Origin of the sequence: Neoroseomonas alkaliterrae, from assembly GCF_014199195.1 — a bacterium.
GTDB classification, from domain to species: domain Bacteria; phylum Pseudomonadota; class Alphaproteobacteria; order Acetobacterales; family Acetobacteraceae; genus Neoroseomonas; species Neoroseomonas alkaliterrae.
In genome coordinates, this window is the sequence record NZ_JACIJE010000001.1 from 262,992 (window position 1) to 285,551 (window position 22,560).

A 22,560-nucleotide genomic window follows, 5' to 3' on the forward strand; every position below is an offset into this window, starting at 1 on the left:
TCGGCCGTGCTGATCCTCGGCCCGCCGGGCGCCGGGAAATCCGACCTGTTGCTGCGGCTGATCGGCCGCGGCTGGTCGCTCGTGGCCGATGACCAGGTGGTGCTGGACGGCCTCGCGGTCGCACCCGACCCGGCGCTCGCGGGCATGATCGAGGTGCGCGGCCTCGGCATCTTCGAGGGTGTGGCGGTGGCGCGGGAGGCGCGGCTGGCGCTCGTGGTCGAACTCGTCCCGCCCGGCGCGGTGGCGCGGCTGCCCGAACCCGCCTGCTGGGCGCCGGCGGGCGTTCCGCGCGTGGCGCTCGCGGCCTTCGAGGCTTCGGCCTGCGACAAGGTGGCCTGGGCGCTCGATGCCGCGCTTGGCCGCGCGGCGCAGCGCGCCGGGGCCTTCGCGGCATGAGCGCGGCCGCACCCGTGGCGCGGCGGCAGGTGGTGCTGGTGACCGGCCTCTCGGGCGCGGGCAAGGCCTCGATCCTGAGGGTGCTCGAGGATCTCTCCTACGAGACGGTGGACAACCCGCCGCTCGGCATCCTGGAGGCGCTGGTCGGAGACGGGCGCGAGCCGCTGGCCGCCGGGGTGGACAGCCGCACCCGGGATTTCGAGCCGGGCGCGGCCATCCGGCTGCTGGAAGGGCTGCGCCAGCGAGCCGACATCGCGGTGACGCTGGTCTTCGCCACCGCCGAGGAGGACGTGCTGCTGCGCCGCTTCACCGAGACGCGGCGGCGGCACCCGCTGGCGCCGGGCGGCCCCTTCGGCGCCAGCGTGTCGGAGGGCATCGCGCGGGAGGCGGCGCTGATGGCCCCGCTGCGCGAAGCCGCGGACATGGTGGTGGACACCTCCGACCTGCCGCTGCCGGAGCTGCGGCGGATGATCGAGCGGCGCTTCGGGATCGAGGGCGCGGCGGGGATGGGCGTCTCGGTCGTGTCCTTCTCCTATGCCCGCGGCCTGCCGCGGGAGGCGGACCTCGTCTTCGACCTGCGCTTCCTGCACAACCCGCACTATGTCGAGGCGCTTCGGCCGCTGACCGGCCGCGATGCGGGCGTTGCCGCCTATGTCGAGGCCGACCCCGACTTCCCCCCCTTCTGGCGCTGCATGACCGGAATGCTGGAACGTCTCTTGCCGCGTTACGTCCAGGAGGGGAAAAAGTATCTCACGATTGCGCTCGGCTGCACCGGCGGCAGGCACCGTTCGGTGCTGGCGGCGGAACGGCTGGCGCACCATCTCCAAACCCAAGGCTGGCGCGTGGAACTGTTCCACCGCGAGCTGATGGCCGGCGCGGCGGGGGCGCGCGCCGCCGGCCGCGAAGCGGGGCGGGAGGCCCTGACGCAGGCATCATGATCGGCATGGTTCTGGTCACCCATGGGCGGCTGGCCGAGGAGCTGCGGCACGCCATGGAACATGTGGTGGGCCCGCAGCAGGCCGTCGCGACGGTGTGCATCGGCCCCGACGACGCGCTCGAGGTGACGCGGGCCGAGATCGGGCGGTCCATCGCCGCGGTGGACCAGGGCGACGGCGTGGTGGTGCTGACCGACATGTTCGGCGGCACGCCCTCCAACCTCGCGATGCAGATGGCGACGGGGGACCGGCCGGTGGAGGTGCTGGCCGGGGTCAACCTGCCGCTGCTGGTCAAGCTCGCCAAGCTGCGCGGCACCGAACCGCTCGCGGAAGCGGTGGACCATGCCGTGGCCGCCGGGCGAAAATACATCGCAAGCGGCCGCGAGGTCGCCGCCGGCGCCGCGGTGGTGCCGCCCGCCGCGGGGAGGAGGAACGGCGCTTGAACGAATGGCCCGACGAGCCCGGCGCCAAGGTGGCCGGCGAGGGCGCGCCGGCCGCCCCGGAATGCGGCTGCGACCCCGGGGATTCGGGGATGGTGCTGCGCCGGACGGTGACGATCCGCAATTCCCGCGGGCTGCATGCGCGCGCCGCGGCCAAGCTCGTTTCCACGGCCGAGCGCTTCTCCGCCTGCGTCAATGTCGTGCGCAACGGCGAGAGCGTGCCGGCCTGCTCGATCATGGGGCTGATGATGCTCGGCGCGGGCCAGGGGGCCGAGATCACCATCGAGGCCGAGGGCTGGGACGCCAAGGAGGCGCTCGAGGCTGTCGCCGGCCTGGTCGAGGCCGGCTTCCATGAAGACTGAGGCCGGCAGGACCGAGGCCGCGAAGGGCAAGGGCAAGGCGCGGCCGCGCGAGGTCGCGGTCGCGGGCATCCCCGTCTCCCCCGGGGTTGCGATCGGGCCGGTCTTCGACACCACCGACCCGCCGGCGGAGGCGCCGCGCCGCGCCATCGAGGCCGGCGAGGTCGAGCAGGAGAAGCAGAAGCTCGCCGGCGCCATCGCCTTCTCCCGCAAGCAGGTGGCCAAGCTCAAGACGCGCATCGCCGTGCTGCCCGAGGAGGCGCAGGAGGAGATCGCGCCGCTGCTCGACGCGCATCTGATGATGCTCGGCAATTCGCGCCTGATCCGCGGCGCGCGCAAGCGCATCGAGACCGAGCTGCTGGGCGCCGAGACGGCGGTGGGCGACGAGGCGGAGGCGATCGCCACCGCGATCGTCGCGCTCAAGGACGACGACAAGGCGGGGCTGGCCCGCCGCGCGGGCGAGGTGCGCGACATCGCGCGCCGGCTGGTGCGCAACCTGACCGCCACCCCCTTCCGCAGCCTCAAGGACCTGCCCGAGGGCTGCATCCTGGTGGCCGAGGAACTCACCCCGGCCGATGCCGCGCTGCTCGACCCCGCGCGCGTGGCCGGCGTGGCGACCGAGGAAGGCGGGGCGGACGGGCACACCGCGATCATGCTGCGCGCGCTCGGGATCCCGGCCGTGCTCGGCGCGCATGGGCTGACCGAGGCGGCGAAGCGCGGCGACCCGGCGGTGCTGGACGGCGCGGCCGGCGTGGTCACGCTGCACCCGAGCGCGGCGACGCTCGCCGCGGCGAAGGACCGCCTCGCCGCCTTCGCGAAGGAACGGGCGAAGCTGTCCAAGCTGCGCCGCCTGCCCGCCGAGACGACCGATGGCGAGCAGGTGGAGCTGCAGGCCAATCTCGAGATCCCGCAGGAACTGCCGCTGATCGCCCAGGCCGGCGCGATGGGCATCGGCCTGCTGCGCACCGAGTTCCTGTTCATGAACCGCGAGGACCTGCCGGACGAGGAAGCGCAGGTCGAGGCCTACACCCAGATCGTCGAGGCGATGGAAGGCCAGCCCGTGACCATCCGCGTGCTCGACTGGGGCGGCGAGAAGGACATGGAGGCGCTGGCCGAGGGCGTGGCGCCGGTCCATGCCGGGGGCAATCCGGCACTCGGGCTGCGTGGCTTGCGGATGCTGCTGAAGCGGCCCGAGCTGCTCGAGGTGCAGTTCGCCGCCGTGCTGCGCGTCGCCGCCGCCGCGGGGGATGGCGACGTGCGACTGCTGCTGCCGATGGTGACGGTGCCCGAGGAGGTGCGCGCCGCGCGCGAGATCTACGAGCGCGTCGCGCGGCGCCTGCGCCGGCGCGGGGAAAAGCTGCCCGAGAAGCTGCCGCTGCTCGGCGCGATGATCGAGACGCCGGGCGCGGCGCTGGCCGCCGACGCGATCGCGCTGGAGGCGGATTTCTTCGCCATCGGCACCAACGACCTCGCGATGTACACGCTCGCGGTGGACCGCGGGGAGGCGGAGGTCGCGCATCTCTACGACCCGCTGCACCCGGCCGTGCTGCGGCTGGTGCAGTTCGCGACCGAGGCCGCGCTCCGGCTGCGCATGCCCGTCTCGGTCTGCGGGGAGATGGCGGGCAATCCGCAGCTCACGCCGCTGCTGCTCGGCATCGGGCTGCGCACCTTCTCCATGAACGCGAGCGCCATCCCGCGCGTGAAGCAGGCGGTGCGCGCGCTCGACATCGGCGATTGCGCGCGTTTCGCGCGGCGGGTGATGGAGCAGTCCGACCCGGCGCGCATCCGCGAGCTGGTGGCGGGCTTCGCGGAAGGCGTGACGGAGCGGGCCTAGGCCGCACCGCGGCCCGCGAGCGGGCGCCGCATTCCGGCCCCCTTCCCGCGCCGGGGAAGACACGCGCCGGGCGCAGCGTTCTCCTCCGCACGGAGGAGATACCCGCCATGAGCCCCTTCCCACGCCTCGTGATCCTGGCCACCGCGATGATCCTGGCGCCGCCACCGGCCGTGGCGGGCAGCCAGTCCTCGGATTCCTCCTCGAACTGCTCGAACGGGCGCTGCACCCGGGTGGACCGCTACACCGTCGAGGACCGCCACGGGCGGCGCGGCTGGGTGCGGGAACAGCGCTGGCGCGAGGATGGGTGGCGGCCGCCCTCGCTGCGCGGCTGGGAATGGCACGAGCCGCGCAGCCGCGGCTGGCGGCGCTGGCGCGAGGATGACTGACGCCTGCGGTCGCGCCCGCCGGAACGGAAGCGCGCGCAGCGGGCGGCGATGCGGCCGGTCCCTGCTCCGCCGGCCATGAGAGCCGCCGCGCTCGTCCCTCGCGCCGCTGCGAAACGCTTCATGTCGGCCCGGCCCCGGGCGCGCCATGCCATGCGGGCGCCATGGTTGCGCCCCGCCCTCGCCCGATGCGCGGGCAAGGCTGACCATGCCGAAGGAACAGGACCGCCATGCGCTCGATCCGCCGCGCCGCCGTGACCGGACTTTTCGCCATGTGGCTGGCGCCGCTGCCGGCGCCCGCCGCCGACGCCGGCGGGGTCTGCTGCAGCGATCGCGCGCCCCGGGCCGAGCGGGCCGTCGCGGAGCGCGTGCGCGAGGGGCAGGACGAGGCCAGCCGGGACACGCGCGAGGAGGGCTGAGCGCCTTCCGGCGCCGCCCGGGCGCATAAAGATATCCTTATGAGTCGCGGTAGTCTCTGGCCTCGGCCGGAGCGGCGTGCTACCCGCCCGCCCATCCCATGGGTGAGAGAGTGAGAGAGCGCATGTCCGCTGCCGCCGCCGACTACGTCGTGAAGGATCTGTCCCTGGCCGGCTGGGGCCGGAAGGAAATCTCGATGGCCGAGGACGAGATGCCCGGCCTGATGGCGGTGCGCGCCGAATACGGCCCCTCGCAGCCGCTCAAGGGCGCGCGCATCGCTGGCTGCCTGCACATGACCATCCAGACCGCGGTGCTGATCGAGACGCTGAAGCATCTCGGCGCCGATGTCCGCTGGTCGTCCTGCAACATCTTCTCGACCCAGGACCACGCGGCGGCCGCGATCGCGGCGACCGGCACGCCGGTCTTCGCGGTGAAGGGGGAGACGCTGCCGGAATACTGGCAGTACGTGAAGCGCACCCTGGAATGGGGCGATGGCGGCACGCCGAACGTGCTGCTGGATGACGGCGGCGACATGACGCTGCTGGTCCATCTCGGCCTGCGCGCCGAACAGGGCGACACCGCCTTCCTCGACAAGCCGACAAACGAGGAGGAGGAGGTCTTCTTCGCCCTCATCAAGGATTGCCTGAAGACCAAGCCGGGCTGGTTCGCGACGCTGGCGAAGAACATCGTCGGCGTCTCGGAGGAGACGACGACGGGCGTGCACCGCCTCTACACCATGGCGAAGGAGGGCAGGCTGCTCTTCCCCGCCATCAACGTGAACGATTCCGTCACCAAGTCGAAGTTCGACAACCTCTACGGCTGCCGCGAATCGCTGGTGGACGCGATCCGCCGCGGCACCGACGTGATGATGGCCGGCAAGGTCGCGATGGTCTGCGGCTTCGGCGACGTGGGCAAGGGCTCGGCCGCCTCGCTGCGCAATGCCGGCTGCCGCGTGATGGTCAGCGAGGTCGATCCGATCTGCGCGCTGCAGGCAGCGATGGAAGGCTACCAGGTGGTGACGATGGAGCAGGCCGCGCCGGTGGCCGACATCTTCGTCACCGCGACCGGCAATGTGGACGTGATCACCGTGGACCACATGCGCGCGATGAAGCACCGCGCCATCGTGTGCAACATCGGTCACTTCGACAGCGAGATCCAGGTTGCCGCCCTGCGCAACTTCAAGTGGGACAACGTCAAGCCGCAGGTGGACGAGATCGAGTTCCCCGACGGCAAGCGCATCATCCTGCTGAGCGAGGGGCGGCTGGTGAACCTCGGCAATGCGACGGGCCACCCCTCCTTCGTGATGTCGGCCTCCTTCACCAACCAGACGCTCGCGCAGATCGAGCTCTGGACCAACCCGGGCAAGTACGAGAAGAAGGTCTACGTGCTGCCCAAGCACCTGGACGAGAAGGTGGCCTCGCTGCATCTCGCCAAGGTGGGCGCGACGCTGACGAAGATGACCCAGGCGCAGGCGGACTATATCGGCGTCTCGCCGCAGGGGCCGTTCAAGGCGGAGCAGTACCGCTACTGAGGAAGCCGGGGGAGGCGCTCCTCCCCCGCCTTGACCAGGCCGGGATCAGTGCCGGAAGTGGCGCATCCCGGTGAACACCATGGCAAGCCCCGCCTTGTCGGCGGCGGCGATCACCTCGGCGTCGCGCATCGAGCCGCCCGGCTGGATCACCGCCGTCGCCCCGGCCGAGGCCGCGATCTCGAGCCCGTCGGCGAAGGGGAAGAAGGCGTCCGAGGCGACGACGCTGCCATGGGCGAGCGGCTCGGCAAGGCCCGCCGCCTTCGCCGCGGCCTCGGACTTCCAGGCGGCGATGCGGCTGCTCTCCGCCCGGTTCATCTGGCCCGCGCCGATGCCAACGGTCGCGAGGCCCTTGGCATAGACGATCGCATTCGACTTCACGTGCTTGCAGACGCGGAAGGCGAAGAGCAGGTCGGCCATCTCGGCCCGCGAGGGGGCCCGCTGCGTGACGACCTTCAGCGTTTCCTCCGTCACCTGCCCGTCGTCGCGCGACTGCACCAGCAGCCCGCCCGCGACGGATTTCAGCGCACGCCCCGGCGCCGCCGGGTCGGGCAGGCCGCCGGCGAGCAGCAGGCGCAGGTTCTTCTTGCGCGCGAAGATGGCCTTCGCCTCCTCGTCGGCATCGGGGGCGATGACGACCTCGGTGAAGATGGCGGTGATCTTCTCCGCCGCCGCGGCATCGAGCCGGCGGTTGGCCGCGACGATGCCGCCGAAGGCCGAGACGGGGTCGCACAGCAGCGCCTTGTCCCAGGCCTCCGCGAGGCTGCCCGCGATGGCCACGCCGCAGGGATTGGCGTGCTTGACGATCACGATGGCCGGGCGGTCGAACTCGGCCACGCATTCATAGGCGGCGTCGGTGTCGTTGATGTTGTTGTAGGACAGTTCCTTGCCCTGCACCTGCACCGCCGTCGCGACGCCGGGCCGGTTGCTGCCGTCCACGTAGAAGGCGGCGATCTGGTGCGGGTTCTCGCCATAGCGCAGCGACTGGCGGCGGCGGCCATGGACCGGCAGCACGTCGGGCAGCGGGTCGCCCTCGCGCGCGGCAAACCAGGCTGCGATCGCCGCGTCATAGGCCGCGGTGCGGGCATAGGCCGCGGCGGCGAGGCGGCGCCGCGTGCCGAGGCTGACCCCGCCCGTGGCGCGGATCTCATCGCCCACGGTGGCGAAGTGCGCGGCCTCGGTCAGCACCGCGACATGGGCGTGGTTCTTGGCCGCCGAGCGGATCATGGCGGGGCCGCCGATGTCGATGTTCTCGATGCAGTCCTCCTCCGCCGCGCCGGAGGCGACCGTCGCCTCGAAGGGGTAGAGGTTGACCGCCACGAGGTCGATCGGCGCGATGCCGTGCGCCTGCATCTGCGCCAGGTGCCCGGGCAGGTCGCGGCGGCCGAGGATGCCGCCATGGACCTGCGGCACCAGCGTCTTGACGCGGCCGTCCAGGATTTCGGGGAAGCCCGTATGCTCCGAGACGTCCTTCACCGGCACCCCGGCCTCGCGCAGCGCGCGGGCGGTGCCGCCGGTGGAGAGGATCTCGGTCCCCCGCTCCACCAGCAGCCGGCCGAAGGCGACGAGGCCGGTCTTGTCGGAGACGGAGAGGAGGGCGCGGCGGATGGGAAGCAGGTCGGTCATGGCGGCCGGGCCATAGACCCGGACGGCCACCCGCGCAACCGAGGCCCGCGCGCCGCCCCGGCTCAGGCCGGGGCGGTCACCGCGTGCACCGCCTCGGCCAGTTCGCGCACCTGGTCGAGCACCTTGCGCACGGCATCCGGCTTCGCGCGGCCCTGCTCGTCGAGGTTCGCGGCGAGGGTGTCGATCAGCGCCGAGGCCACCACCGCGCCATCGGCGATGCGCGCCGCCTCGGCCGCCTGCTCCGGCGTGCGCACGCCGAAGCCGATCGCGATCGGCAGGGCAGTGTGCCGGCGCACGCGCGGGATGGCGGCGGCCAGCGCCTCGGTCGTCGCGCTGCGCGTGCCGGTTATACCGGTGATGGCGACGTAGTAGACGAAGCCCGTGGTGGCGGCGAGCACGCGGGGCAGGCGCTCCTCGTCGGTGGTCGGCGCCACCAGGCGGATCAGGTCGAGGCCGTTGGCGCGCGCCGCCGGCTCGACCTCGTCGGCCTCCTCGGGCGGCACATCCACGATGATCAGCCCGTCCACGCCCGAGGCCGCGGCGTCCGTGCAGAAGCGCTCCACGCCGTAGGAGAGGATGGGGTTGTAGTAGCCCATCAGGATGATGGGCGTCGCGTCGTCCTCGCGGCGGAAGTCGCGCACCATGGCGAGCGTGCCGGCCAGCGTCGCCCCGGCCTTGAGCGCGCGCTGGCCGGCGCGCTGCACGGTCGGGCCGTCGGCCATGGGGTCGGTGAAGGGCACGCCGATCTCGATCAGGTCGGCGCCGGCGCGCGGGAAGCCGCGCAGCAGCGCCATCGAGGTGGCGGGGTCGGGGTCGTAGGCCTCGAGGAAGGGGATGAAGGCCTTGCGCCCTTCCTGCTTCAGCGCGGCGAAGCGCGCGGCGATCCTGGACATGTGTCTGGGCCCTCAGACGGCGGGCGCCGGCCGTCCGGCCGGCGTGCCCTCGCGCCAGGCACGGGAGCGCCCGGCGCAACGGATGGTCGGGGCGCGGCCGCGCCGTGCGCTCCCGGCCCGCGCGGGGGCGCGGGCCGCATTGCCGGGGCGGCGCGTCACAGCTTCACGCCCAGGTGGCGGGCGACGGTGAAGATGTCCTTGTCGCCGCGGCCGCACATGTTCATCACGATCACCTTGTCGGCGGGCATGGCCGGCGCCTGGCGCATCACATAGGCCAGCGCGTGCGCCGGCTCGAGCGCGGGGATGATCCCTTCCAGGCGCGAGCAGAGCTGGAAGGCGGCCAGCGCCTCGTCGTCCGTCGCGTGCACGTAGTTCACGCGGCCGAGCTCGTGCAGCCAGGCGTGCTCGGGGCCGACACCGGGGTAGTCGAGGCCGGCGCTGATGGAGTGCGCCTCGAGGATCTGGCCGAACTCGTCCTGCAGCAGATAGGTGCGGTTGCCGTGCAGCACGCCGGGCCGGCCCTTGGTCAGGGACGCGGCGTGTTCCTCGGTGTCCACGCCGCGGCCCGCTGCCTCCACGCCGTACATCGCCACGGTTTCGTCGTCGAGGAAGGGGAAGAACAGCCCCATGGCGTTCGAGCCGCCACCGATCGCGGCCACCAGCGCATCCGGCAGCCGGCCCTCGGCCTCCATCATCTGCTCGCGCGCCTCCTCCCCGATCACGGACTGGAAGTCGCGCACCATCGCCGGATAGGGATGCGGGCCGGCGACGGTGCCGATGCAGTAGTAGGTGTCCTGAACGTTCGCGACCCAGTGGCGCAGCGCCTCGTTCATCGCGTCCTTGAGCGTGGCGGCGCCGGAGGTGACGGGCACCACCTCCGCGCCCAGCAGCTTCATGCGGAAGACGTTGGGCTGCTGGCGCTCCACGTCGGTCGCGCCCATGAAGACCGTGCAGGGCAGATCGAACAGCGCGCAGGCGGTGGCGGTGGCCACCCCGTGCTGGCCGGCCCCGGTCTCGGCGATGATGCGCGTCTTGCCCATGCGCTTCGCCAGCAGGATCTGGCCCAGCACCGCGTTGATCTTGTGCGCGCCGGTGTGGTTCAGCTCGTCGCGCTTGAAATAGACCTTGGCTCCCATGCCCGGCGCGGCGGCCTTGCGCAGATGCGCGGTCAGACGCTCGGCGAACCAGAGCGGCGAGGGGCGGCCGACATAGTGCGTGAGAAGCCGGCGCCATTCGGCCTGGAAGGCGGCGTCCTTCTTCGCGGCGTCGTAGGCGCGCTCGACCTCGAGGATCAGCGGCATCAGCGTCTCGGCGACGAAGCGGCCGCCGAAGGGGCCGAAGCGCCCGCGGGCGTCGGGGCCCTGGCGGAGCGAATTGGGCAGGGGCTTGTTCAAGGCGGGCTCTCTCGGCGTTCCCGGGACAAGGCGCCGTTTACCCGAAGGGGGCCGCCGCGGCCAGAGGTGACGCCCGACCGCCTACAGGTCCACCCGGTCGATCGTCCACGCGATCCGAGGGAAGTCCGGCATCTCGCGCCCGTCATCGGCGCCGATCTCGGCCGCGATGGCGCGCTCGAGCTTCGCGCTCATCGCCGCGACCAGCGCGGCGTTGGCGGTCGGGTCAGCCGCCAGGTTGCGCGTCTCCAGCGGGTCCGCCTCCAGGTCGAACAGCTCGACGTCGTTCCAGCGGTACAACTCCTCCAGCGTCTCCGGCCGGTTCCGCCGCGTCGGCGCGAAGTAGCGGGTGAACTTGTACCGCCCGTCAAAGACCGAACGCAGGCTGCCGCGCTTTGTCAGGTCGGGCGCGAAGCCCTGACGGCGGATCTCCTCCTGCGGATCCCTGCCGGCGGCGCGTGCCGCGGCCACCATGCGCCACAGCGCCGCGTCGTTGGTGCTGAGGCCGGAGTAGGTGAACAGCACCGCCTCCCGCAGGGCATGCACCCCCGCGGCCCCGGGGTTCGCGAGCAACGGCGTCAGATCCTTGCCAGGCAGGTCGCGCCCCGCGAGTTCCGGCATGCGCCCTGGCGCCACCCCGGCCATGGCGAGCAGGCTCGGCACCAGATCGATATGCCCGGTCAGCGCGCGACACGCCTGGCCGCCCCTCACGTCGGGATGGGTCACCAGAAGCGGCAGATGGATGCACTCCCGGTACGCGAACGGCCCCTTGCCGTGAAGCCCGTGTGCGCCCGCCATCTCCCCATGGTCGGAGGTGAACATCACCGCCGTGCGGTCGGCGAGGCGCAGCTGGTCAAGTTCCCCCAGCAGCGCCGCAAGCGAGACGTCCACGTGGCGAATGCAGTTGACATAGTAGTCGTGGAAGCGCCGCCAGCGGTCGGGCTCGCGAGGGATGTGGCCGAGCACGATGTCCCACATCGCCTGGAATTCCCCGTGGGCTGCGGGGCGGCCCGGCGCGTCGAAGGGTTCGTGCAGCGTGGCGGGGACCGGCGTGTCCCAGGTGGCGCGGTAGATCGGGTGGTCCGGCGCGCGCTGCGGCGCGCGCATCAAGGTGCCGGTATCCTGCACCGCCTGCCCGGGCAGGTCGGTGTTGAAGTACATCACATCATGCGGGTTCACGAGGCTGACGAAGAGCGCCCAGGGCTGGCCGCGTTCCTGCAGCCCCTGCCCGTGCCGCCGCAGCCAGGTCACGGCGCTGCCGACGATCAGGTGGTCGAAATGATGGCCGCCCAACGCATGGCCGATGACATCGCCGACCCCGTTGTAGTCGGCGAAGCCGTGCGCGTCCATCTCGCGGGTGAAGATTCGCTCGGGCTCCTCGGAATCGAAGCTGTCGTTGAGGTGCCACTTGCCCTTGTAGGCCGTGTAGTAGCCCGCCCGGCGCAGCATGTGCCCGATGGTCGGGATCTCCGCGGGCAGCTTCGACACCCAGGGCACATCGGCATTCTCGAACATTCGGTTGTCCGGGGTTTGCAGCCCGGTCATCAGGACAGCGCGGGAGGAGGTGCACATCACCGCCGGACAGTGGTGGGCATGGAAGGTGACGCCGCCGCGCATCAGCCGCTCATGCCCCGGCAGGGACAGTCCCGCCGGCCAGCGCGGCAGGTAGCGTTCCTGGTCGGTGAAGACGAAGAGCAGGTTCGGCCGCCCGTCCCGCGGCGCCCGCGGCGCGATTCCCGGCGCCGCCGGCGCCTGCGCCCCGGCCTGCCCCGCCGACGTGGCGAGCGCCAGGCCCGCCAGCATGGCCCGGCGCGTGGGGGTGGGCTTCGGGTCTGCAGTCATGGCTGGACGGCCTTTTGCGGGGTCTGTAGAAATTGACGGTATCGTCAATTTGACAGAGGCGCCAGGAAATTTTCCCGTGGCGCCGTCATGGCCGCCGGGGGCGCCACGCAGCATGGCCAGGCCGAAGGCCGCGATGGGGCAGACCAAGCGCGAGCGCACCCGCGCCGCGCTCATCGACGCGGCTCTGCGAGTCTTCGCCCGCATGGGCCCCGACAGCCCTGCCCTCGAGGACATCGCGGCGGAGGCCGGCGTCGCCCGCGGCACGATCTACAACCACTTCGCCACGCGCGAGGCGCTGCTCGTCGCCGTCGCCATCCACGCGGCGGAGGCAATGGAGGCGCGCCTCGCCCCCGACCGCGCTCTGCCCGATCCGGCGGAGCGCCTCGCCCGCGCCGTCCGCTCCTATATCCGCGGCGCGGCGGCGGATCCGGTATGGGGCTGGGCGGTCGTGCGCATGGCCCTCGTCGCCGCCCCGCTGGGGGCTGCGATGCGCGCGAATCTCGCCCGCGACCTCGCCGAGGGGCTTGCCGCAGGCCGCTTCGCCGGCATCACACCGCAGGCGGCGCAGGATCTTGTGCTCGGCGCCGGGCTGATGGGAATGCGTTCAGTTTTGCAGGGAGAAGCCGGTCCAGGCCATGCGGAGGCCATCGCGGCGTTGCTCCTGCGCGCCCTCGGCGTGCCTGATTTCGGGGAGGTGGCGGCGCGGCCGCTGGCACCGGCCGCGCCCACCGACCCATTCAGCGCGGCCGCACGCTGATCACGTGCTGCCGCATGTGGCCGGCCACCTCGCCCACCGCGCGGCCGCGCAGCGCGGCATCGCCCTGCGTCTCGGTGCCGAGGGTGCGGCAGCCCTCCAGGCTGCGGGCGAAGGCGGCGTTGGTCTGCTCGTTCGCGCCGATGCGGAACAGCGAGGCGCCCGAGACGCCCGAGGCGCGTTCGCGCCACAGCCCGTCCGGCCCCTGCTGCCAGACGCAGCGCGTGATGTTCTCCCCCTGCGGGTCGGCGCGCAGCGGCCCGGGCGGGTCGTCGAAGCCGTGGCGGGCGTTCTGGTAGACGCTGACCGAGACGTCCCCGCCCGCGGCGCGGAGGAAGCCGGCGAGGTCGTCGCAGGCCGCCCGGCCGGTGCGGTTGTCGCGGTCGCCCACGATGATGCGGATGGGCCGCCGCGCGGTGTCGCGGTTGCCCGGCCGGTAGGAGCATTCCGGCGCCACCGCCGCGAAGGCGAGGAAGCGCGGCGCATCGGCCGCCCGCCCCTGGGTCGCCCAGGTATGCGCGGCGAGCAGCGCGCCGCCGCCCCCGCCCACGCCGAAGCCCACGAGCCCCGCGCGGCGGCGGTCTATGCGCGGATGCGCCGCCGCGGCGTCGAGCGCGCCATAGGCATCGAGCGCGAAATCGAGCGCGGTGAACCAGGCCCGGCCGGCCGGCGGGCCCGAGGGATCGATGCTGCGCGGCCCGTAATGGTCGAGCACCACCACCGCCGCGCCCATGCCCTTGAGCGCGTTCACATAGTCAGCCAGATGCGCGTCCCGCTTGCCGCGCACGTCGTGGGAGAGGATGACGACAGGCACGCGCTCCGTGCCCTCGGGCAGATGCAGTTCGGCCGCCATGGGCTGGCCGCCGGCGCCGGTATAGGTCAGCGGATCGGGCCGCGGGCCGCCGCCGCAGGCGGCGAGCAGCAGGGCGAGGGCGATCGGCAGCAGGCGCATGGCGGTCCTCCGTCTCGGCGCGTCACGGTCCACCGCTGCGCGGGGCGGCGTCAACGGCCCCGGGGCGGCCGGGAGCCGGCCTCAGGCCGCGCCCTTCGCCGCCGCGACGAAGGCGCGGATCAGCGCGGCATCCTTCACGCCGCGCGCGCGCTCGACGCCGGAGGAGACATCCACCCCCGGCGCGCCGGCGCAGCGGATGGCCTCGGCGACATTGTCCGGCGTCAGCCCGCCGGCGAGCAGCCAGGGCCGCGGGATGGCCCGCCCGGCCAGCAGGCGCCATTCGAAGGGCTGCGCGTTGCCGCCGGGCAGCGGGCCGCCGGGCGGCGGCTTGGCGTCGAACAGGAAGCGGTCGGCCACCGGGGCGAAGGCGGCGACGGCATCGAGGTCGGCGGCGGTGGCAACGCCCAGCGCCTTCATCACCGGCATGCCGAAGCGGGCGCGGATGGCGGCGAGGCGGGCCGGCGTCTCCTCCCCGTGCAGTTGCAGGATGTCGAGCGGGCATTCAGCGAGCGTGGCGGCGAGCGTCTCGTCCGCCGGGTCCACGAAGAGGCCGACGCGCAAGGCCCCCCCGGCATGGCGGGCGGAGAGCGCCCGCGCCTGCGCCGGCTCGACGAAGCGCGGCGAGGGCGGGAAGAAGACGAAGCCGATCAGGTCCGCCCCGGCCGCCACCGCCGCGTCGAAGCCCTCGGCATCGCGGATGCCGCAGATCTTGACCTCGACCGCCACGCGCTCAGCCCGGCAGCGAGGCGGCGATCGCCGCGGCCGCGGCGGCGGGATCGGGCGCGCCGGTGATCGGCCGGCCGATGACGAGCCAGTCCGCACCCGCGGCGACCGCCTCATCCGGGGTGGCGGTGCGCGCCTGGTCGCCGGCCGCGCTGCCGGCCGGGCGCACGCCGGGCACGACCAGCGCCGGGCCGGTCCCGAGCGCCCGGCGCAGCAGCGCCGCCTCCTGCGGGCTACAGACCAGCCCGTCGGCGCCGGCCTCGACCGCCATGCGCGCGAGGCGCAGAACCTGCTCCGCCGGTGCGTCCGGCACGCCGGTTGCGGCAAGGGCTGCGGCGTCCATGCTGGTCAGCACCGTGACGGCGAGCAGCATGGGCCGCTCCGCGCCGGCCTTGCCGGCCTCGGCCCGCGCCGCGGCGATCATCGCCTTCCCGCCCGCGGCGTGCAGCGTGACCATGGCCGGGCGCAGCGGCAGCAGGGAGCGGATGGCCCCGGCGACGGTGTTGGGGATGTCGTGCAGCTTGAGGTCGAGGAAGACGGGCGCGTGCCGCGCCATTGCCGCGACCGCCGGGGGGCCCGCGGCGCAGAACAGCTCGAGCCCCACCTTGAGCACGCCGCAATGCGGCGCGAGGGCGGCGGCGAGCGCGCCGGCCCGCGCCGCATCGCCGGTGTCGAGGGCGGGGATGAGGCGCGCCGCGCCGCCGGCGGGGCGGGGGATCATGTCGCGCGCCCGGCGAGCCGGTCGGCGGCGTCGCTGCGCTCGCGCGCGCGCAGGCCGTCGAGTTCGCGTTCGAGCGATGCGGCCCGGCGCTGGGCGGCGCGCGAGCGGCTGCGCGCGGGCAGGTCCGACAGCCAGACGATCACCGCGCCGAGCAGGAAGCCCGCCGCGGCGGCGAGCAGCACCGCGATGCCGAGCGGCAGATGCAGCGACGGCTCGAAGGGCCAGAGCCGCAGCGCCACCGGATCGCGGTTCGACAGGGCGAACAACGCCACGACCCCGGCGAGGGGCAGGAAGAGAAGCCAGCGCATGGGCGGGGCCTTCAGGCGGCGGTGCTGGCGCGCGCGGCCGCGCGCGGCGGCGGGGCGGTGCGGTTGATGCGCTCGCGCAGTTCCTTGCCCGGCTTGAAGTAGGGAACGGACTTGGCGGTGACGGCCACTGCCTCCCCCGTGCGCGGGTTGCGGCCGGTGCGCGGGTCGCGCGTCTTGGTCGAGAAGGCGCCGAAGCCGCGCAGCTCCACCCGGTCCCCGCGCGCGAGCGCCTCGGTGATCTCGTTGAAGATGGTGGCGACGATCAGCTCGATATCCGGCAGGCGCAGATGCGGGTTCGCCCCGGCGAGATGCGCGATCAGCTCGGACTTCGTCATGGATGGCCTTTCCCTCGCGCGCCCGGGGAACCGCGCGCGGCGCCTTGCCTCATTCAGCGCGAAGGCTGCCAAACGGCGCGGGGGGCGTCAACGCCAAGCCATTCCGAAAAAAGGCTTTTCATCAGGCCCTCGGCGGCGGAGGAAACAAGGCGCTCGGCCACGCCGCGGGTCTGGATGTCGCGCAGCGGCAGGCTCTCGGGCACCTCGCGCTCGGCCGCGAGCCAGGCGCGCGCCTCGCGCTCGCCGCCGATCGCGTCCACCAGCCCGGCCTCGATCGCCTGGCGGCCGGTGAAGACGCGGCCATCCGCCACCTCCTGCGCGCGGGCGGGGTCCATGCGCCGGCCGGCGGCGACCATGGCGACGAACTGGCCGTGCAGGTCGCCGATCACGCGCTGGAGCGCGGCGCGGCCTTCCTCGGTCAGCGGGCGGAAGGGGCTCGGCTGGTCCTTGAGCGGGCCGGTGGTCAGCACCTGCGGGCGGATGCCGGCGCGCTCCATCAGTTCCGAGACCTCGAAGGACTGCATCAGCACGCCGATCGAGCCGGTGACGGTGGATTCCCGCGCGATGACGCGGTGCGCGGGCAGGGCCACCATGTAGCCGGCCGAGGCGGCGGTCGCGCCCATCACCGCGACCACCGGCTTGCGCTCGGCGACACGGGCCAGGGCGGCGTGCAGCGCCTCCCCGCCCGCCATGGTGCCGCCGGGGCTGTTGATGGCGACGATCAGCGCCCGGACCGAGGAATCGCTCGCCGCGCGGTCGAGCGCCTGGAGGACGCGGCGGTCCTCGGCGATGAAGCCCGAGACCGGCAGGCGCAGCACATGCGCCCCGCCGGGGATGGAGTCCTGGCCGCGCAGCGTGGCCAGCAGGGCGATGGCGCCGAAGACCGAGAGGATGGCGAGCCCGCGCCACAGGCCGAGGCGGCGGCGCAGGCGGCGGCGATCGGCGAGGAGGTCGGGTTCGAGCGACATGCCCCCTCAATGGCGATCCGCCCCCGCGCGGGCAAGGGTCCGCGAGGCGTCCCGCCCCCCCAAACGCGAACCCCCGGGGCGTTGCCGCCCCGGGGGTCCGTTCCGTCACGCCCTGCCGGCGCGCGGGCCTTATTCCTCGCCGGCCATCTCGCGGCGGCGGCGGATGGCCGCGCCCAGGATGTCGCCGAGCGAGGCGCCGCTGTCGGCCGAGCCGTATTCGCGCATCGCCTCGCGCTCCTCCTCGATCTCCTTGCCCTTGATGGTCAGGGCGAGGCGACGGGCGGCGCGGTCCACGGCGGTGACGCGGGCGTCCACCTTCTCGCCGATCGCGAACTTGTCGGGGCGCTGGTCGGCGCGGTCACGCGCGAGCTCGGCGCGGCGGATGAAGCCGGTGAGCACGTCGTCCACCTTCACCTCGATGCCGTTCTGCTCGATCTTGGTGACGACGCAGGTGACGATGTCGCCCTTGCGCACGCGGTCGAGCACCTCGGCGGCCGGGTCGGCCTCGAGCTGCTTGATGCCGAGGGAGATGCGCTCCTTCTCGACATCCACGTCGAGGACCTTCGCCTTGACGACCTGGCCCTTGGAGTACTTCTGCATCGCCACCTCGCCCGGCTCGTCCCAGGAGAGGTCGGACATGTGCACCATGCCGTCGATGTCCGGGCCGACGCCGATGAAGAGGCCGAACTCGGTGATGTTGCGGATCTCGCCCTCGATGATCGAGCCGGGCGGGTGGGCCTCCAGGAACAGCTCCCAGGGGTTGCCCTGCGCCTGCTTGAGGCCGAGCGAGATGCGGCGCTTCGGCTCGTCCACGTCGAGGATCATCACGTCCACCTGCTCGGAGGTCGAGACGATCTTGCCCGGATGGACGTTCTTCTTGGTCCAGGACATCTCGCTCACGTGCACGAGGCCCTCGACCCCCGGCTCCAGCTCCACGAAGGCGCCGTAGTCGGTGATGTTGGTCACGCGGCCGGAGAACTTGGCCCCCACCGGGTACTTCAGCGCCACGCCGTCCCACGGGTCGGACATGAGCTGCTTCATGCCGAGGCTGATGCGCTGCGTCTCCGGGTTGAAGCGGATGACCTGCACCTTCACCGGCTGGCCGATGGTCAGCGCCTCGGAGGGGTGGTTGATGCGGCGCCAGGCGATGTCGGTGACGTGCAGCAGCCCGTCCACGCCGCCGAGGTCCACGAAGGCGCCGTAGTCGGTGATGTTCTTCACAACGCCGTCGAGGATCATGCCTTCCTTGAGGCCCTGGATCAGCTCGCTGCGCTGCTCGGCGCGCGTCTCCTCGAGAACGGCGCGGCGGGAGACGACGATGTTGCCGCGCGCGCGATCCATCTTGAGGATCTGGAAGGGCTGCGGCGTGCCCATCAGCGGGCCGACATCGCGCACCGGGCGGATGTCCACCTGGGAGCCGGGCAGGAAGGCCACCGCGCCGCCGAGATCCACCGTGAAGCCGCCCTTGACGCGGCCGAAGATCACGCCGTTGACGCGCTGGTTCGCCTGGAAGGACTTCTCGAGGTTGGTCCAGGCCTCCTCGCGCCGCGCCTTCTCGCGGCTCAGCACGATCGAGCCGTCGCGGTCCTCGTAGCGCTCGACGAAGAGCTCCACCAGGTCGCCGGGCTTCACCTCGGGCTTCTGGCCGGGGGCGGCGAATTCCTTGAGGGGCACGCGCCCCTCGCTCTTGAGGCCGACATCGACGACCGCGACATCGTCATCCACCCGGATGACGCGGCCCGTCACGACGGAGCCGGCGAAGCCGGTGTCGGGGCCGAGTGTGGCATCGAGAAGGGCGGCGAAATCCTCGCTGCCCGCGCGGTCGGCGGTGATGGTGGCCATGCAGTCCTGTGCTTTCCGGTATCGGCCCGCCAGCGCGGCGGGAGATGCGGCCTGCGCGCCCGCCCGAGGCGGGAACGGCTTGATCCGCCGCGCCTGATGCGGCTGCCGGGGCGGATCCGATGGGTGGGCGCGTGACGGTCCGCCCTCTTCCGGCCCCGGCTGGCGGGGCATGAACTTCCGGTCATGGAAGAACCCGGCGCGCATAGGCTCTGGTGGGAAAAGAGTCAAGGGAAAGCGGGCGCGGAGCCTTGATCCGCCGGCGCCCACGGCCCGTGCCGGCGGAACTTCATCGGCCCGTCACCGGACCGCAGCACGACCGCAACGCGGCGCGGCGAGAAGCATCCTATCGCACGGAGACACGAGCATGAACCGCCGCCAGCTTCTCGGCGCCCCGGCCATCGCCTTCGCCGCCGCCCACTGGAACGAGGCCCAGGCGCAGGCAGCGCGCGCCGTCTGCTACAACTGCCCGCCGGAATGGGCCGACTGGGCCGGCGCGCTGCGCGCGATCCGCGGCAGCCTCGGCATCGCCATGCCGCATGACAACAAGAATTCCGGCCAGGCGCTCGCGGCGCTGATCGCCGAACGGGCCCGCCCGGTCGCCGATGTCGCCTACATGGGCGGCAATTTCGGCCCGCGCGCCCGCGCCGAGGGCGTATTCGCCCCCTATCGCCCCGCGCGGATCGAGGAGGTGCCGGCGGACATGCGCGACCCGGACGGCTATTGGTTCGCCATCCATTCCGGCACGCTCGGTCTCTTCGTCAACCGCGGCGCGCTGCGCGGCCGCCCCATGCCGACGGGCTGGCGCGACCTGCTCAAGCCCGAGTACCGCGGCATGGTCGGCTATCTGAACCCGACCTCGGCCGCTGTCGGGCAGGTCGGCATGGTGGCGGTGAATGTCGCCCTCGGCGGCGGCTACTCGGACTTCACGCCGGCCATCGAGTTCTTCAAGGCGCTGCGCGCCAATGGCGCGGTGGTGCCGTTGCAGACCTCCTACGCCCGCGTCGTCTCGGGCGAGATCCCGATCCTCTTCGACTACGACTTCAATGCGATGCGCGCCCAGTTCACCGACGGCGCCGATACGCGCTTCGTGCTGCCGGCGGAGGGTACCGTCTCCTTCCCCTACATCATGGGCCTGGTTGCGAACGGCCCCAATCCGGAGAATGGCCGCCGCGTGCTCGATTGGACGCTCTCGGACGAAGGCCAGCGCATCTGGGCGAACGCCTTCCTGCGCCCCGTGCGGCCCGCCGCCATGCCGGCCGAGACCGCCTCCCGCTTCCTGCCGGCAAGCGAATACGCCCGCGCCCGGGTCATCGACATCGCGGCCATGGTGGCGGCGCAGGAAGGCTTCGTGGCGCGCTATCGCGCGGAGGTCGGCGCCTGAGCCTCCGCCTCGCGCTGCTCGCGCCCGCGCTCGCCGCGCTGCTCGCCTTCTTCCTGCTGCCGCTCGCGCGCCTCGTCGCGGCGGGCTGGGAGAATGGTGGCGCCGTCGGGTATCTCGCGACACTCTCGGAACCGCGCCACCTCGTCGCACTGCGTGACACGGTACTGCTCTCGGCCGCGGTCGCCTTCGTCTCCGTCGCGCTTGCGGCGGTGGTGGGCACCGTGCTCGCGCGGCGCCGCTTCCCCGGGCGCAGGCTGCTGGTCGCGCTGATGACGCTGCCGCTCGCCTTCCCGGGCGTCGTGGTCGGCTTCATGGTCATCCTGCTGGCCGGCCGCCAGGGCGTGATCGGCGGCGCGACCGAGGCGCTGACGGGCGAGCGCCTGGTCTTCGCCTATTCGCTCGCGGGCCTCGCGCTCGGCTATCTCTACTTCTCCCTGCCGCGCTGCGTCGTGACCGTGATGGCCGCGGCCGAAGGGCTCGACCCGGCACTCGAGGAAGCGGCGCGCAGCCTCGGCGCTGGCCCGTGGCGCGTGGTGCGCGACGTGATCCTGCCCGGCCTCGCGCCCGCCCTAGTCGCCTCTGGCGCGATCGTCTTTGCGACCTGCATGGGTGCCCTCGGCACCGCCTTCACCCTGGCGACCGACATCCGCGTGCTGCCCATGGTCATCTATACCGAGTTCACGCTGGCGACGAACTTCGCCACCGCGGCGGCGCTCTCGGTGCTGCTCGGCGTGGTGACCTGGCTGGCGCTCGCAATCGCGCGCATCTTCGGCGGCGGCTCCGTCGCGGCGCAGGCGTGATGCGCCTCCTCGCCGGCCTCGTCACGCTGCTGGTCGCGGCCTTCCTGCTGGTGCCGGTGCTGCTCTCGGCGCTGGCCGGCGTGACGGCGAACTGGTTCCTCGGAATCGCGGGGGGCTTCACCACGCGCTGGATCGAGCGCGTATGGGAACTCTACGCCCACACCATCGCGCTCTCCGCCTGGATCGCCTGCTGCTGCCTGATCGCGACACTGCTGCTCGGCGTCCCCGCCGCCTATGCGCTGGCACGCTCGGAAGGACGCTGGCCGCGGCTGGTCGAGGAGCTCCTCACCCTGCCGCTCGCCGTGCCAGGCCTCGCCACCGCGCTCGGGCTCATCCTGCTGTGGGGCGCGGTCGGCAACATCCGGACGCATTGGGGCTTCGTGCTGATCGGGCATATCGTCTTCACCCTGCCCTTCATGCTGCGGGCCACGCTTGCGGCCATGCGCAGCACTGACCTCGTCACGCTCGAGGAGGCGGCGCGGGCCTGCGGGGCGGGCTTCCGCCAGCGTTTCGTCGGCATCGTGCTGCCGAATGCGCGGCGAGGCATACTGGCCGGCAGCCTGATGGTGGTCGCGCTCTCGCTCGGCGAGTTCAACACGACGCTGCTGCTGGCCACGCCCTTCACGATGACGCTGCCGGTGGGCCTCGCCGATTCCTATGCCTCGATGCGGCTCGAGATCGGCTCGGCCTTCACGCTTGTCTTCCTGCTCCTGGTGGTGCCGCCCATGCTCCTTCTCCAGGCGGTCGCGGACAGGGTCGCGCGATGAGCATCTCCGCGCGCCTCGAAGCCTGCGCCCGCACCTTCGCCGACGGCACGGTCGGGCTGCATCCGACCACGCTCGACTTCCCCGCCGGATCCGTCACCGCGTTGCTCGGGCCCTCGGGCTGCGGCAAGACGACTACGCTGCGGCTGCTCGCCGGCCTCGCCGCGCCTGACCGCGGCGGGCGCGTGCTCTTCGACGGGCAGGACGTGACGCGCCTTCCGGTCGAGAAGCGCGGCATCGGCATGGTCTTCCAGGGCTACGCCCTGTTCCCCAACCGCGACGTCGCAGGAAACATCGGCTTCGGGCTCGAGGTACGGGGCGTGAGCCGCGCCGAACGGGACCGGCGCGTGGCCGAGATGCTGCGCCTGACGCGGCTCGAGGGCCTCGCCTCGCGCCGCATAGACCAGCTCTCGGGCGGGCAGCGGCAGCGCGTCGCGCTTGCCCGCGCGCTCGCCCCCGCGCCCGGCCTGCTGCTGCTGGACGAACCCTTCGGTGCCCTCGATGCGAGGCTGCGGGACACATTGCGCGGCGAGCTCGCGGCGCTGCTCGAGGCGCTCGGCGTCACCGCCGTCTTCGTCACGCACGACCAGGCCGAGGCCATGGCACTCGGGCGTCGGATCGTCGTCATGGAAGCCGGGCGCGTGGCGCAGACTGGCACGCCTGAGGAGGTCTACCGCCGCCCCTCCACGCGCTTCGTCGGCCAGTTCCTCGGCACGCTGAACCATCTCGGGCAGGACCGTTTCTGCAGGCCCGAAGCGCTGCGCGTGGATCCGGGCGGGGCAATCCCCGCCACGGTGCGGGCCTGCTTCTTCGAAGGGGGGCGCTACCGTGTCATCGCGCTGCCCGAGGGCGGGGACTCCGAGATCACCTTCGAGATCGCCGCCTCGCCACCGATGCCGGGCAGCCGCCTCCGCCTTGCCGTCGAGGCCGAGGCCGTGCTGCGCCTGCCGGCCTGACGCACCGAAACG

24 protein-coding genes are annotated in these 22,560 nt (G+C 72.7%); 13 read left to right on the forward strand and 11 right to left on the reverse strand.

Going from position 1 to position 22,560, the window contains the following annotated elements; genetic code table 11:
• Nucleotides 1-6: 6 nt before the first annotated feature.
• The 8 genes from FHS88_RS01265 (at nt 7) to ahcY (ending at nt 6,295) form a co-directional block, all read left to right on the forward strand.
• On the forward strand, nt 7-396 hold the full coding sequence (locus FHS88_RS01265; protein WP_408902318.1) for an HPr kinase/phosphorylase: 390 nt from the start codon (nt 7-9) through the stop codon (nt 394-396).
• Nucleotides 393-1,334 (forward strand): RNase adapter RapZ, encoded by a 942-nt coding sequence (gene rapZ, locus FHS88_RS01270; RefSeq protein ID WP_184480502.1) that lies wholly within the window; start codon nt 393-395, stop codon nt 1,332-1,334. Before FHS88_RS01265 ends, rapZ begins: the two co-directional genes overlap by 4 nt.
• A 5-nt stretch (nt 1,335-1,339) precedes the next feature.
• A complete protein-coding gene (locus FHS88_RS01275; RefSeq protein WP_456306768.1) occupies nt 1,340-1,774 on the forward strand; it encodes a PTS sugar transporter subunit IIA in 435 nt (144 codons plus the stop codon).
• Nucleotides 1,775-1,863: 89 nt separating this feature from the next.
• A complete protein-coding gene (locus FHS88_RS01280; protein WP_184481282.1) occupies nt 1,864-2,133 on the forward strand; it encodes an HPr family phosphocarrier protein in 270 nt (89 codons plus the stop codon).
• A complete protein-coding gene (gene ptsP / locus FHS88_RS01285; RefSeq protein WP_184480506.1) occupies nt 2,123-3,964 on the forward strand; it encodes a phosphoenolpyruvate--protein phosphotransferase in 1,842 nt (613 codons plus the stop codon). Before FHS88_RS01280 ends, ptsP begins: the two co-directional genes overlap by 11 nt.
• 107 nt (nt 3,965-4,071) lie before the next feature.
• Complete coding sequence (locus tag FHS88_RS01290) at nt 4,072-4,350, forward strand: hypothetical protein (RefSeq protein WP_184480509.1); 279 nt, start codon at nt 4,072-4,074, stop codon at nt 4,348-4,350.
• A 227-nt stretch (nt 4,351-4,577) separates the two neighbouring features.
• Nucleotides 4,578-4,766 carry a hypothetical protein gene (locus FHS88_RS01295; protein WP_184480511.1) on the forward strand — a complete coding sequence of 63 codons (189 nt, stop codon included), beginning with the start codon at nt 4,578-4,580 and terminating at the stop codon, nt 4,764-4,766.
• A 122-nt stretch (nt 4,767-4,888) separates the two neighbouring features.
• Complete coding sequence (gene ahcY, locus FHS88_RS01300; RefSeq protein WP_184480513.1) at nt 4,889-6,295, forward strand: adenosylhomocysteinase; 1,407 nt, start codon at nt 4,889-4,891, stop codon at nt 6,293-6,295.
• 45 nt (nt 6,296-6,340) lie between these two features.
• Here the strand turns inward: ahcY and purH are convergent, their stop codons facing one another.
• The 4 genes from purH to FHS88_RS01320 form a co-directional block, all read right to left on the reverse strand.
• Nucleotides 6,341-7,918 carry a bifunctional phosphoribosylaminoimidazolecarboxamide formyltransferase/IMP cyclohydrolase gene (gene purH / locus FHS88_RS01305; RefSeq protein ID WP_184480515.1) on the reverse strand — a complete coding sequence of 526 codons (1,578 nt, stop codon included), beginning with the start codon at nt 7,916-7,918 and terminating at the stop codon, nt 6,341-6,343.
• Nucleotides 7,919-7,980: 62 nt separating this feature from the next.
• On the reverse strand, nt 7,981-8,811 hold the full coding sequence (gene trpA, locus FHS88_RS01310; protein ID WP_184480517.1) for a tryptophan synthase subunit alpha: 831 nt from the start codon (nt 8,809-8,811) through the stop codon (nt 7,981-7,983).
• A 155-nt stretch (nt 8,812-8,966) separates the two neighbouring features.
• Nucleotides 8,967-10,205, reverse strand: a complete 1,239-nt coding sequence (trpB, locus tag FHS88_RS01315) for a tryptophan synthase subunit beta (protein ID WP_184480519.1) — start codon at nt 10,203-10,205, stop codon at nt 8,967-8,969.
• Between the two features lie 81 nt (nt 10,206-10,286).
• Nucleotides 10,287-12,044 carry a sulfatase-like hydrolase/transferase gene (locus tag FHS88_RS01320; RefSeq protein ID WP_184480521.1) on the reverse strand — a complete coding sequence of 586 codons (1,758 nt, stop codon included), beginning with the start codon at nt 12,042-12,044 and terminating at the stop codon, nt 10,287-10,289.
• 112 nt (nt 12,045-12,156) lie between these two features.
• Between FHS88_RS01320 and FHS88_RS01325 the strand changes: the two genes are divergently transcribed.
• Nucleotides 12,157-12,801: a TetR/AcrR family transcriptional regulator gene (locus FHS88_RS01325; protein WP_184480523.1), complete on the forward strand. Its 645-nt coding sequence runs from the start codon at nt 12,157-12,159 to the stop codon at nt 12,799-12,801.
• On the opposite strand, the gene FHS88_RS01330 is transcribed toward FHS88_RS01325, so the two are convergent.
• The 7 genes from FHS88_RS01330 to rpsA form a co-directional block, all read right to left on the reverse strand.
• Complete coding sequence (locus FHS88_RS01330) at nt 12,782-13,750, reverse strand: dienelactone hydrolase family protein (RefSeq protein WP_184480525.1); 969 nt, start codon at nt 13,748-13,750, stop codon at nt 12,782-12,784. The genes FHS88_RS01325 and FHS88_RS01330 overlap by 20 nt on opposite strands.
• A gap of 81 nt (nt 13,751-13,831) precedes the next feature.
• The gene (locus FHS88_RS01335; protein WP_211842371.1) at nt 13,832-14,476 is read right to left on the reverse strand and encodes a phosphoribosylanthranilate isomerase; all 645 of its coding nucleotides are present in this window, start codon (nt 14,474-14,476) and stop codon (nt 13,832-13,834) included.
• A gap of 4 nt (nt 14,477-14,480) precedes the next feature.
• The gene (gene pyrF, locus FHS88_RS01340; protein WP_184480529.1) at nt 14,481-15,194 is read right to left on the reverse strand and encodes an orotidine-5'-phosphate decarboxylase; all 714 of its coding nucleotides are present in this window, start codon (nt 15,192-15,194) and stop codon (nt 14,481-14,483) included.
• Nucleotides 15,191-15,502 carry a lipopolysaccharide assembly protein LapA domain-containing protein gene (locus tag FHS88_RS01345; protein WP_184480531.1) on the reverse strand — a complete coding sequence of 104 codons (312 nt, stop codon included), beginning with the start codon at nt 15,500-15,502 and terminating at the stop codon, nt 15,191-15,193. Before FHS88_RS01345 ends, pyrF begins: the two co-directional genes overlap by 4 nt.
• An 11-nt stretch (nt 15,503-15,513) precedes the next feature.
• Nucleotides 15,514-15,894 carry an integration host factor subunit beta gene (locus FHS88_RS01350; RefSeq protein WP_272872788.1) on the reverse strand — a complete coding sequence of 127 codons (381 nt, stop codon included), beginning with the start codon at nt 15,892-15,894 and terminating at the stop codon, nt 15,514-15,516.
• Entirely contained in the window at nt 15,891-16,805 is a 915-nt protein-coding gene (sppA, locus tag FHS88_RS01355; protein WP_184480536.1) for a signal peptide peptidase SppA, read from the reverse strand. The genes FHS88_RS01350 and sppA overlap by 4 nt, the downstream gene beginning before the upstream one ends.
• Before the next feature lie 129 nt (nt 16,806-16,934).
• Nucleotides 16,935-18,647, reverse strand: coding sequence for a 30S ribosomal protein S1 (gene rpsA, locus FHS88_RS01360; RefSeq protein WP_184480538.1), 1,713 nt, complete (start codon nt 18,645-18,647; stop codon nt 16,935-16,937).
• A 364-nt stretch (nt 18,648-19,011) separates the two neighbouring features.
• Between rpsA and FHS88_RS01365 the strand changes: the two genes are divergently transcribed.
• From FHS88_RS01365 to FHS88_RS01380, 4 genes are all read left to right on the forward strand, one after another.
• On the forward strand, nt 19,012-20,028 hold the full coding sequence (locus FHS88_RS01365) for an extracellular solute-binding protein (RefSeq protein ID WP_184480540.1): 1,017 nt from the start codon (nt 19,012-19,014) through the stop codon (nt 20,026-20,028).
• A 209-nt stretch (nt 20,029-20,237) separates the two neighbouring features.
• Nucleotides 20,238-20,828: an ABC transporter permease gene (locus FHS88_RS01370; protein WP_338146331.1), complete on the forward strand. Its 591-nt coding sequence runs from the start codon at nt 20,238-20,240 to the stop codon at nt 20,826-20,828.
• Nucleotides 20,828-21,595 carry an ABC transporter permease gene (locus tag FHS88_RS01375; protein ID WP_184480543.1) on the forward strand — a complete coding sequence of 256 codons (768 nt, stop codon included), beginning with the start codon at nt 20,828-20,830 and terminating at the stop codon, nt 21,593-21,595. Before FHS88_RS01370 ends, FHS88_RS01375 begins: the two co-directional genes overlap by 1 nt.
• A complete protein-coding gene (locus FHS88_RS01380; RefSeq protein WP_184480545.1) occupies nt 21,592-22,548 on the forward strand; it encodes an ABC transporter ATP-binding protein in 957 nt (318 codons plus the stop codon). Before FHS88_RS01375 ends, FHS88_RS01380 begins: the two co-directional genes overlap by 4 nt.
• Nucleotides 22,549-22,560: the final 12 nt, after the last annotated feature.

What these genes read in the sequence shown, in the direction of transcription:
- FHS88_RS01280 (WP_184481282.1), top strand. Translation starts at nt 1,864, where the DNA reads ATGGTGCTGCGCCGGACGGTGACGATCCGCAATTCCCGCGGGCTGCAT.
- FHS88_RS01325 (WP_184480523.1), top strand. Translation starts at nt 12,157, where the DNA reads ATGGCCAGGCCGAAGGCCGCGATGGGGCAGACCAAGCGCGAGCGCACC.
- pyrF (WP_184480529.1), bottom strand. Translation starts at nt 15,194, where the DNA reads ATGATCCCCCGCCCCGCCGGCGGCGCGGCGCGCCTCATCCCCGCCCTC.
- sppA (WP_184480536.1), bottom strand. Translation starts at nt 16,805, where the DNA reads ATGTCGCTCGAACCCGACCTCCTCGCCGATCGCCGCCGCCTGCGCCGC.
- FHS88_RS01275 (WP_456306768.1), top strand. Translation starts at nt 1,340, where the DNA reads ATGGTTCTGGTCACCCATGGGCGGCTGGCCGAGGAGCTGCGGCACGCC.
- ahcY (WP_184480513.1), top strand. Translation starts at nt 4,889, where the DNA reads ATGTCCGCTGCCGCCGCCGACTACGTCGTGAAGGATCTGTCCCTGGCC.
- FHS88_RS01295 (WP_184480511.1), top strand. Translation starts at nt 4,578, where the DNA reads ATGCGCTCGATCCGCCGCGCCGCCGTGACCGGACTTTTCGCCATGTGG.
- FHS88_RS01330 (WP_184480525.1), bottom strand. Translation starts at nt 13,750, where the DNA reads ATGCGCCTGCTGCCGATCGCCCTCGCCCTGCTGCTCGCCGCCTGCGGC.
- FHS88_RS01365 (WP_184480540.1), top strand. Translation starts at nt 19,012, where the DNA reads ATGAACCGCCGCCAGCTTCTCGGCGCCCCGGCCATCGCCTTCGCCGCC.
- FHS88_RS01380 (WP_184480545.1), top strand. Translation starts at nt 21,592, where the DNA reads ATGAGCATCTCCGCGCGCCTCGAAGCCTGCGCCCGCACCTTCGCCGAC.
- rpsA (WP_184480538.1), bottom strand. Translation starts at nt 18,647, where the DNA reads ATGGCCACCATCACCGCCGACCGCGCGGGCAGCGAGGATTTCGCCGCC.
- FHS88_RS01290 (WP_184480509.1), top strand. Translation starts at nt 4,072, where the DNA reads ATGAGCCCCTTCCCACGCCTCGTGATCCTGGCCACCGCGATGATCCTG.
- purH (WP_184480515.1), bottom strand. Translation starts at nt 7,918, where the DNA reads ATGACCGACCTGCTTCCCATCCGCCGCGCCCTCCTCTCCGTCTCCGAC.
- FHS88_RS01375 (WP_184480543.1), top strand. Translation starts at nt 20,828, where the DNA reads ATGCGCCTCCTCGCCGGCCTCGTCACGCTGCTGGTCGCGGCCTTCCTG.
- FHS88_RS01345 (WP_184480531.1), bottom strand. Translation starts at nt 15,502, where the DNA reads ATGCGCTGGCTTCTCTTCCTGCCCCTCGCCGGGGTCGTGGCGTTGTTC.
- ptsP (WP_184480506.1), top strand. Translation starts at nt 2,123, where the DNA reads ATGAAGACTGAGGCCGGCAGGACCGAGGCCGCGAAGGGCAAGGGCAAG.
- trpA (WP_184480517.1), bottom strand. Translation starts at nt 8,811, where the DNA reads ATGTCCAGGATCGCCGCGCGCTTCGCCGCGCTGAAGCAGGAAGGGCGC.
- FHS88_RS01320 (WP_184480521.1), bottom strand. Translation starts at nt 12,044, where the DNA reads ATGACTGCAGACCCGAAGCCCACCCCCACGCGCCGGGCCATGCTGGCG.
- rapZ (WP_184480502.1), top strand. Translation starts at nt 393, where the DNA reads ATGAGCGCGGCCGCACCCGTGGCGCGGCGGCAGGTGGTGCTGGTGACC.